Raw genomic sequence first — 5,787 nt, 5'->3', positions numbered from 1 at the left:
CGATGGATGGCAGACCCTCGCCACAAAACCCATCGATCAGCCGATTGACCTCGCCGCCTGAAACGATACTTTCACGTTACCCGGAGAACGCGCCAAGCAAATTCCAACCGCGTTCCGGACGGCACCCCGGCGATCCCGTTTAGGACTCTGAATAACTTGCGCAGCTCAGCCCTTCCGCTTGTGTCAGCAGGAGGATAGGAGATGAACCGGAACAGATCGAAGTCCAGGGCCGACCGCACGATGCCGGTGGTGCACCCGAACGCGGCTGCCATCGACATTGGCGCGACCATGCACATGGCTGCCGTGAGGGCAGATCACACACCTGAGCCAGTTCGCAGCTTCGGTACTTTCACGGCCGATCTGCGTCGACTGGTCGACTGGTTTACGGAATGCGGCGTCGAGACGGTCGTCATGGAATCGACCAGCGTCTACTTGATTCCGATTTTCGAGCTTCTCGATGCGCGGGGATTTACCGTGTTTCTTGTCAACGCGCGCGATGCCAAGCATGTGCCGGGGCGCAAGACCGATGTCAGCGATGCGCAATGGCTGCAGCGGCTCCATTCGTTTGGATTGCTACGGGCGAGCTTTCGGCGGCGAGTTCAACCGATCGCTGCAACACATTCTGCGAACTTCTCAGCCGGCGTCTGATAGAGCAAGGTCTTTCTCGGCCTTTCATTGAGCTGCCTTGCGATGGCACTGAGCTTGGCCTGGCTGTGCAAGGACAGATGGGTGCCGCGCGGAAGATATTGGCGCAGTAATCTGTTGGTGTTTTCGCTTGACCCGCGCTGCCAGGGAGATCGAGGATCACAAAAGTAGACCTCGACTTCGGTGGCCAATGTCAGCCGTTGATGGTCTGCGAGTTCCTTGCCTCTGTCCCAGGTCAGCGACCGGTAAAGTTCGCTGGGCAATCGCTGCGATTGCTTGATCAGTGCCGAGACAACGCTTTCGGTATCCTTGTTCGCAACCTTGACCAGCATCACGTAGCGCGAATGGCGCTCGACAAGCGTTGCAACATAACTATTCCCCGAACCGCCGATCAGATCGCCCTCCCAATGGCCGGGCACCGCACGATCTTCAACCGACGGCGGTCGCTCGCTGATGGAGACGGCATTCTTGATCTGGCCGAGCCCGTTTCGTTTCATGCTGGCGTGCCTCGATCGGCGGACCGTGCGCCTCGCCCTCAGGTGCTCAAGAAGCTCCTTTTTCAGCACGCCGCGCGCCTGAATGAACAGGCTGCGATAGATCGTCTCGTGTGACACCTGCTTTTGAGGTTCCCCCGGACAGGTGCGCTTGAGCCAGCCGGCAATTTGCTCCGGTGACCATTGCCGCTGAAGCAAGGTCGATACTGTCCGCCTCAGGAACGGACGGCAAGCCAGCTTGCAAAGCTTGGGGCGCCGCGCCCGATCCCACGCGGCCCGATCGGACCCCGCAGCCCGATAACGCTCTGACCCGCCATTGCGCTGGACTTCACGGCTGACGGTTGATGGAGATCGTCCCAAGTGGCGCGCGATCGACCGCAACGAGCAGCGCATGCTGAGCCATCGAGAGATCTCCTCTCGTTCAAACAGGCTGAGCGCCTGTTTGGCACGGTGCCTATCTGGAGGACGAATTCCGCCGGTCGGCGAGATCACGGAGAAGACCGACGAGGACTCCCGGTCAAATCGGCGTCCGATCGAGCTCATCGGCTCGCCGGCCTGCCAGCGATCCCAGATCTCGGATCGCTGGGCTGCCGAGTAATAAATGCGACTTCGCCGTTTCATGTCCACACTCCATCTTTGCTAAAAGATTAGAGTGTTGCGCTGACCAATTGAGCCCACCGCCCAAAGGGCACATTGCGGAGCTGCGAGCCTACGTGCGTCAGCGCGAGCGTCTGCTGAAGTACGCTGCCTCACACATTCAGCATATGCAGAAAGCATTGACCGAGATGAACCTTCAGCTCCACCACGTTGTCGTCGACATCACTGGAGCGACTGGCCTGCGCATCATTCACGCGATCCTTGCCGGCGAACGCGATCCTGAGGCGCTGGCGTGCTTGCGCCATTACAGTTGCCACTCCAGTTCCGAGACGATCGCGAAGGCACTCACTAGGAACTATCGCGCCGAGCATCTGTTTGCGCTCGATCAAGCACTCGCCCTTTACGACGCCTATCATGAGAAGGCATCTGCCTGCGACGTCCGGATCGAAGCTGTGTTAAAGGAACTCATCGTCCATAGGGGTTGTGATCATGGATCAGCGCCGCCGGTCTCGCGGCGTCGCAACAGAACCGATCAGGCGAACGCGCTGGCTTTCGACGCCCGCGCGGCGCTGTTCAGGCTGCTCGGCAAGGATGTCACCACGATCGACGGCCTTGGTCCTTGCCTCTCCCTGAAGTTGATCGCTGAATGCGGTGATGACCTCTCCTCATGGCCCAGTGCAAAGCATTTCACCTCTTGGCTGGGGTTGGCGCCGAGCAATAAAATCTCCGGCGGCAAAATGCTCTCGTCACGAACGCGCCGATCCGGTGGTCGGACCGCAGCTCTTCTGCGCCTTGCTGCCGTAACCGTCGGACGCACCGACACTGCGCTCGGGGCCTTTTACAGGAGACTCTCGTCCCGCATCGGCAAGGCCAAGGCAGTCACCGCGACCGCCCGCAAGATCGCAGTCCTGTTCTACAACGCTGTTCGTCACGGAATGGAATACGTCGATCCCGGGGCCTCGTCCTACGAGACACGCTACCGTACGCGTGTGATCAACAATTCGCACCGACGTGCCAAGGCATTCGGCTTTGTTCTGCAGCCATTGGATCTGAAAGCTGGCGCTGCCGTTTCTTAGGAATCGTTCTCCAGCGTCAGCTCTCCGATCTTGGCGTGCAGCGACTTCACATCGATGGCGGGTAACACCGCCGCGGCACTGCTACCGCCCGGACCGAACACATCGGCGGCCCCGCCCTCAAGCTGCGCTTTCCACGATGTGATCTGATTGGGATGAACGTCGAATTGCTCCGCCAACTGAGCCAGTGTCCGGTCACCCTTGACCGCAGCAAGCGCCACTTTCGCCTTGAAGCCCGGTGTGTGGTTCCGGCGTGCGCGTCTCGTCATCGTCTCTCCTGATTCGCGGGACAATCTTGCCCGCCGTCAGGCAGAAACTCCACTTATCGATCTGTGCAGATTTCCGGAGCCGGCTCTGAACTCGACTGAGGCGGCTGCAGATGCACTGTCGCCGGCCGCCAAGGACATCATTCTTTCAGTGCGGAACGTCAGCCGGATTTATCCCACAAAGGATAGAAACAAGCTCTTTGCAAAGCAATTCGTGCACGCGGTGCGCGACGCTTCGTTCGATGTTCGACGGGGCGATAATTTGGCGATCGTCGGCGAATCGGGATGTGGGAAATCCACACTTTCGCGTCTCTTGAGCCGTCTCGAGGTCCCGGATTCAGGACAGATACTGTTCAAGGGCGAAGATATCGCGCCTATGAACGCTAAGCGTCTATTGACGCTCCGCAAGAAATTCCAGCTTCTACTTCAGGATCCCTTCAGCTCCATTCCGCCTCATCTTTCGATCGGGCGAACCATCGCCGAGCCCCTCTACATCCACGAAGGACTGTCGCGTTCCGAAATCCGCGACCGCGCCGCGGATACCATGCAAGAAGTTGGTCTCTCGCTCGACCTGTTTGGCAAATTACCGGTCGGATTGAGCGCCGGGCAGCGTCAACGTGTGAGTATCGCCCGTGCCCTCGTTCTCGATCCCGAGTTGCTCATTCTTGATGAGACGCTATCGGCGCTCGACCAAATAGAGCAGCGCAAACTTCTCAACCTTTTCAGCGGCTTCAGGATCAACGCGGAATTACCTACATATACATCTCACACGACTTGGGGATGGTTCGGCGAGCCTGCAATCGGATCGCTGTGATGTATTTCGGGCGCGTTGTGGAGCTGGCTGATAATCGGACCACATTCACCAAGCCAGGACACCCCTATACCCGCGCGCTCTTGAGTGCGGTACCGGCGATTGAGGAACGTCCTTTCAAGGCTGAGACTTACCTTTTGGAAGGTGACCCCCCAACCCAATCCACATACCAGCGGGCTGCAGTTTTAGAAGTCGCTGCCCGTTCGCGGTCGACAAGTGCGCCTTGGAAGATCCGCCGCTCTTTGCGCGCGGACGAGATGATTCGGCTGCCTGCCATCTCACAGAAATCGGCCCGCCCGCTCGATAACCTTGCAATATGTGTGCGCCCACCAATGGCGCTCCCGTTTGGAAAGTGAACAATATGGAGTTTGACTACATTGTTGTAGGATCCGGAAGTGCGGGATGTCCTCTTGCGGCGCGATTGGTTGAACGCAAACAATCGGTCCTGTTGCTGGAAGCCGGGAAGAACGAGCGTTTCAATCTAACTCATCTTCCGGGTGCTCTCGTATATAAGATCCGAAATAAACGATATGACTGGACTTATAAGACGGAGCCAGATCCGAGCAGAGGCGGCCTGGTCGAAGACTGGCCCCGCGGCAAGGTGCCGGGAGGTTCATCTGCCATAAATGGGATGATCTTCATCCGCGGCGCTGCACGGGACTACGACGCTTGGGAGGCGCTAGGTAACAGGGGATGGGGATGGAAGGACGTTTTGCCGTACTTCCGAAAGATGGAGACGGCCGACGACGACAAAGATAATAATTTCCGTGGGGGGCTCGGACCCCAACGGGTTTCAGCTCTACGCTGGCATCACCCCATCTCTCAACAGTTTATCGACAGCTTTCAAGCTGCTGGCATTCCCTTCAATGAGGATTTGAACGGTGCTTCGCACGAGGGGGTTGCCTGGAACCAAGGATCAACGCGCAACGGGCATCGGCTGTCAGCCTGGGAGGCTTTCGTAAAGCCAAAACTGTCTGCAACTAATCTGACGTTCTTGGATGACACGATCGTTCGGCACATTCTGTTTGATAAGACGCGAGCGACGGGTGTTGCGGCCCCGCATCGCGGACAACACATCAACTTCATCGCAAGAAAGGGCGTTATTCTTTCCGCTGGCTCCATCAATTCCCCGCAGTTGTTGATGCTTTCGGGTACGGTGATCCGGCTCATCTCACAAAGCATGGCATCGCCCCCCGGGTCGAAAGTCCTGAGGTTGGACGGAATTTGATGGAACACCCGGGACTGTACGTCCTTGCCGAACTCGACGTCGAAACCGCCAATGTACTCGCGCATCCGATAAAGGGAGCGCTCGCCTTAGCGGAGTGGGCCTTCAAAAGGTCGGGGTTCATGAGTGTGCCTACGGCCCAAGTCCTCGCCTTCCTAAGATCGGCTCCTGAGCTGGCTGAACCAGACCTTCAATTTCATCTCTTTCCGTTCGGTTTGACCAAAGTGCATGGGCAACTGAAAGTCCCGAGAGCTAACCTGGTGACCATTCTGGTAAACGTCAATTATCCGAAGAGCACCGGCCATCTCGAACTCAGATCGAACGATCCTCTCGCTCCAATTGCCATCTTTCCGCGCTTGCTCGATCACCCGGATGACTTTGATGGAGTTATGCGCGGATTAGATTGGGTCCGGAAGATCTGCTCTATGTCCCCATTCGGCTCTCATGTCCTCAAAGTTTGCGAAGCGCCAGCATCGGGGGCTGGGCGGGAGGCTGACGAAGCCTACATTCGGAAAGCCACTGTCCCTTTCTTTCATCCGGTCGGGACTTGCGGTGCCGTCGCGAACTTGGTTGGAATTTGTCCGTCGCGAGTCTCCGGTGAACGGATGATATCTGCTCAGGCGGCAAGATCAACCGGCTGAGCAATGGGCTTGCTGGCGAGGGTCTGCCAGCCGTC

At 57.9% G+C, this 5,787-nt stretch carries 4 protein-coding genes and 4 pseudogenes; 6 read left to right on the top strand and 2 right to left on the bottom strand.

Translation table 11 applies throughout. The features are described from left to right. Nucleotides 1-201: 201 nt before the first annotated feature. Nucleotides 202-603 (top strand): annotated as a pseudogene (locus ACZYOF_RS41630) (IS110 family transposase); the annotation flags it as partial. Here ACZYOF_RS41630 and ACZYOF_RS41625 read toward each other — a convergent pair. Then, nucleotides 600-1,760 carry an IS30 family transposase gene (locus ACZYOF_RS41625; protein WP_463719379.1) on the bottom strand — a complete coding sequence of 387 codons (1,161 nt, stop codon included), beginning with the start codon at nucleotides 1,758-1,760 and terminating at the stop codon, nucleotides 600-602. The pseudogene ACZYOF_RS41630 and the gene ACZYOF_RS41625 sit on opposite strands and share 4 nt — an antisense overlap. A gap of 59 nt (nucleotides 1,761-1,819) precedes the next feature. Between ACZYOF_RS41625 and ACZYOF_RS41620 the strand changes: the two are divergent. After that, nucleotides 1,820-2,812: pseudogene (locus ACZYOF_RS41620) on the top strand (transposase); the annotation flags it as partial. 2 nt (nucleotides 2,813-2,814) lie between these two features. Here ACZYOF_RS41620 and ACZYOF_RS41615 read toward each other — a convergent pair. Then, nucleotides 2,815-3,078: pseudogene (locus ACZYOF_RS41615) on the bottom strand (transposase); the annotation flags it as partial. Here ACZYOF_RS41615 and ACZYOF_RS41610 point away from each other — a divergent pair. From ACZYOF_RS41610 to ACZYOF_RS41595, 4 genes and pseudogenes are all read left to right on the top strand, one after another. Continuing rightward, nucleotides 3,050-3,889: an ATP-binding cassette domain-containing protein gene (locus tag ACZYOF_RS41610; RefSeq protein WP_463719378.1), complete on the top strand. Its 840-nt coding sequence runs from the start codon at nucleotides 3,050-3,052 to the stop codon at nucleotides 3,887-3,889. The pseudogene ACZYOF_RS41615 and the gene ACZYOF_RS41610 sit on opposite strands and share 29 nt — an antisense overlap. Next, nucleotides 3,856-4,193 (top strand): annotated as a pseudogene (locus ACZYOF_RS41605) (oligopeptide/dipeptide ABC transporter ATP-binding protein). Before ACZYOF_RS41610 ends, ACZYOF_RS41605 begins: the two are co-directional and overlap by 34 nt. Before the next feature lie 54 nt (nucleotides 4,194-4,247). Further along, nucleotides 4,248-5,114, top strand: coding sequence for a GMC family oxidoreductase (locus ACZYOF_RS41600; RefSeq protein WP_463719377.1), 867 nt, complete (start codon nucleotides 4,248-4,250; stop codon nucleotides 5,112-5,114). Beyond that, nucleotides 5,114-5,752 carry a GMC oxidoreductase gene (locus ACZYOF_RS41595; protein WP_463719376.1) on the top strand — a complete coding sequence of 213 codons (639 nt, stop codon included), beginning with the start codon at nucleotides 5,114-5,116 and terminating at the stop codon, nucleotides 5,750-5,752. The genes ACZYOF_RS41600 and ACZYOF_RS41595 overlap by 1 nt, the downstream gene beginning before the upstream one ends. Nucleotides 5,753-5,787 lie beyond the last annotated feature (35 nt).

The organism is Bradyrhizobium sp. LeoA1Lang (assembly GCF_055413685.1).
This window is presented reverse-complemented; position numbering and strand designations above follow the sequence as displayed.

Coding starts and splice junctions, on each gene's coding strand:
- ACZYOF_RS41625 (WP_463719379.1), bottom strand. CDS start 1,760: ATGAAACGGCGAAGTCGCATTTATTACTCGGCAGCCCAGCGATCCGAG.
- ACZYOF_RS41600 (WP_463719377.1), top strand. CDS start 4,248: ATGGAGTTTGACTACATTGTTGTAGGATCCGGAAGTGCGGGATGTCCT.
- ACZYOF_RS41595 (WP_463719376.1), top strand. CDS start 5,114: ATGGAACACCCGGGACTGTACGTCCTTGCCGAACTCGACGTCGAAACC.